Origin of the sequence: Bartonella sp. PS17NMGDW (genome assembly GCF_042193555.1) — a bacterium.
In the GTDB taxonomy this organism is placed as follows: domain Bacteria; phylum Pseudomonadota; class Alphaproteobacteria; order Rhizobiales; family Rhizobiaceae; genus Bartonella; species Bartonella grahamii.
Genome location: NZ_JBHILY010000041.1, coordinates 1 through 3,169, shown reverse-complemented (window position 1 = coordinate 3,169; position 3,169 = coordinate 1). Strand labels below are relative to the sequence as shown.

Sequence of the window (3,169 nt, the reverse complement as noted above, 5' to 3'; positions counted from 1 at the left end):
AAAACCGTTAACGTCACCCGCGGTGCCGTTGCTGCAGGGCGTGATGGTGTGCCGGATAAAAGCATCACCGCGTTTATCAAAGTCGTTCAAGGAACTAAGGAATTTAAAGAAGGAACAGATTTTAAAAAAACCGGAGATACCATTGATTGGGCGCCCATAGGAGACGAACCTTTAGCAGGGAGCAGCTATAAGGTGACTTATCGCACCCGCGCAAAAATCACGGCTGATAAAGTAACAGCGCAGGAAATCACAGTCTCAGGTGGGGCGCAAGGTGGTGATATTATCGTCAGTTACACTTATAAATTGCCCCGCATTGACCGCATAGGACTGAACACAGGGGGCAATGTCGTATATATCAAAGGAGTTTCATCAGATCATCCCATGGCACCAAATGTCCCTGATGATGTGTTGTCCCTTGCAACGATCACCAACAATTGGCTTGAAACGCCGGGTGTTGTCAATGATGGCACACGGGTTGCCCCCTATGATGAGATGTGGCGCTATTTTCAACGGGTGCTCTCCCTTGACCGGTTGATGCAGTTAGAGTGCATTAAAAGCAATGTGGACTCTAAAGAACCTGTCGCTAAAAAAGGCATGTTCGCTGATCCCTTTCTTGATGACTCTTACAGAGATGAAGGCTTTCAACAAACAGGTGCTGTAGGCAACGGCATTTTACAGCTTGCCATTGATCCAACATTCTATACTGCTCCTTTAAAAGCGCCTGTCACCCTTGACTGGACAAATGAAGTGATCATTGCGCAAGAGTTGACAACGGCTTGCGAAAAAATCAACCCCTATCAAAATTTTGCACCCCTACCTGGAACAGTCACTCTTACCCCCGCGACAGACTTTTGGCATGAACAGCGCACCGATTGGCTCTCAAGCGTGACCAATCAACTGAACATGGGATGGAACCGTGGGAGAAGCATTCGTAAAACAGAAATCAGTGATGATTTGGTGAGTGCAACCCAAGAGCAAATCGATTTCTTAAGACAAATTACCCTTTCCTTTAAAATTGAAGGTTTTGGCAAAGGGGAAAAATTAGAAAGCTTTACCTTTGATGGCGTGGATGTTTTACAAAAAATCTATTATTGTTTTACATCTCCCGATGGCGCTCTTGAAGGCGCTTTCACGATTCCACAAAATATTACAGCTGGTACAAAAAACGTTGTGGCACGGGGAAAAGGTGGAACCATTGCAACGGGGCTTTTTACCGGTCAAGGTGTGATTGATGTGAAAGTGATGCGACGCACCACCACAGTAAAAATATGGACGCAAGTAGACCCACAAGCACAAGTCTTTACACCCGATGAAACACGGCAAATCACCGGTATTGACTTTCATCTTTGCAAAATCGGCAATCAAAACCATGATTTGGTGATTGATTTGGTCACCACTGAAAACGGTTATCCGACCGCCGATATCCAAGCACAAAGCTTTTATTCCATGAAGGGCGCAAAAACTGGTTGGGCAGAAGCACGCTATGATGTACCACTTCTTGTGATGGATGACCGTCTCACCGCCTTTGTCATTAAAACTGATGATGCTGATCATTCTGTCTCCTTAGCAAAGCTTGGGGATTTTGATGCAGAACATCAGAGATATGTCTCAAGCCACCCTTACGTGACCGGTCCACGCTTTTCTTCAGTTAACGCACAAAGCTGGACTGCTCATCAAGATGAGGCTTTAGCTTTTCGAGTGTTGGCAGCCCGCTACACACAAACAGAAAAAACCATTGATCTTGGCACTTTTGACCTTGTGGACTGCTCTGATTTGCAAATACGTGCAGCCATTGAATTGCCTTCAAGCGATTGTTCTGTCATCTTTGAAATTGAACGAAACAATGGCACGGTTTATCAACTTCTACCCTTTCAATTACTCAGTCTTACCGAATATATCAGTGAAAAGGTAAAGCTTCGCGCCATTCTCAAAGGCACCGAAAAGCTCTCACCTGTTTTGTTTGCTCCTGTTCAATTGATTGCGGGAAAGATTCATAAGGAAGCCACTTATGTCACCCGTGCTTTTTCCTTTGGAGAAAAGGCAAGGTTGACCAGTTATATCAAAACCTTTTTACCGGGCGGTGCAACCTTTTCACTGGAGATGCAACTGGATGATGGTGCTTTCACTCCTTTGAAATTAGAGGAAACAGAGCAACTCGCTGAACCGCTTTGGACAGAGCGCAAATTTATCAGTGGTGATAAAACAGCCAAACAAGCGCGCTTGAAATTGACCCTTACCGGTGGACCGGCGGCACGGTCCATGGTGTGTGATTTTGGTGCTGGTATATTATGAGGGGAAAATGAGACATGACAAAAACGAAAAAACTCGACATGGAATTGCCGAAAGAAGGACGCTTTATCAGTTCTGAATTCCCAATCTTGCGGGAAAACTTGACCAAAATTGATCAAGCCATTGTTGATATTGAGGAAAAGGTAGAGGGAAAAGCGCCTTCAAAACACACGCATAGCATAAGTGATGTTGCAGACCTTGAAGCGGCCCTTAAGGCCAAAATGGCAGCCGATAAAACCTTCTCATTTGCTGATTTAAGCGATATCGAGGGGGCACACGATGCTGCAAATAATTATGTTCTCTATAAATCAAGCAATAATAACTTCACTTTTGGCAGTGCTGTATCTTTGCTTGGCTCTCATCAACATAAGATTGAAGATATTGTGGGGCTCGATAAATTTAGAGCCAAGCTTAATGAAGACCTCACAGCCTATGGTCGCCTAGCCAGCCCAAATGAATGGCGAAGTTATAATAAATTTACCAGCAAAGTCACTATGAGTGGTGGCTTAGAACTGTTGGGTAATTCGTCGTTTAACCTTATCCATAACAACAAAGTCGTTAGCAGTCTAAACACAACCGGAAGCTCGCTTAAAGGACCGCTTAAAGTGGACGGTGATGTTGTTTATACCAAGGCGCAAGTGGATGCAGCCATCTTGGCAGGGATAAAGAGTCTTAAAAAAGATTTGATCGATAAAATCACAAATTGGCTGGCTCTTGCTGATGCTGAATTGCTGTATACGCAAGATGGGAAAATTCAATGGCCAGACTGGGTAACGGATAAAACCAAAGTCTAAATTACAGCCTGGGGTGGCGGCGGCAGTGGTGGGGGTGGTTATTCTTATTACTTAGGAGGCGGTGGCGGCGGTGGCGGTTGTACGGT

1 protein-coding gene and 1 pseudogene are annotated in these 3,169 nt (G+C 44.9%); both read left to right on the top strand.

The genetic code is table 11. From position 1 onward, the window contains the following. Positions 1-2,292: DUF4815 domain-containing protein (locus ACFIJK_RS08880; protein ID WP_375627539.1), on the top strand; the 2,292-nt coding region annotated here is incomplete at its 5' end. A 14-nt stretch (positions 2,293-2,306) separates the two neighbouring features. Continuing rightward, positions 2,307-3,169: pseudogene (locus tag ACFIJK_RS08875) on the top strand (Bgr_08870 family protein); the annotation flags it as partial.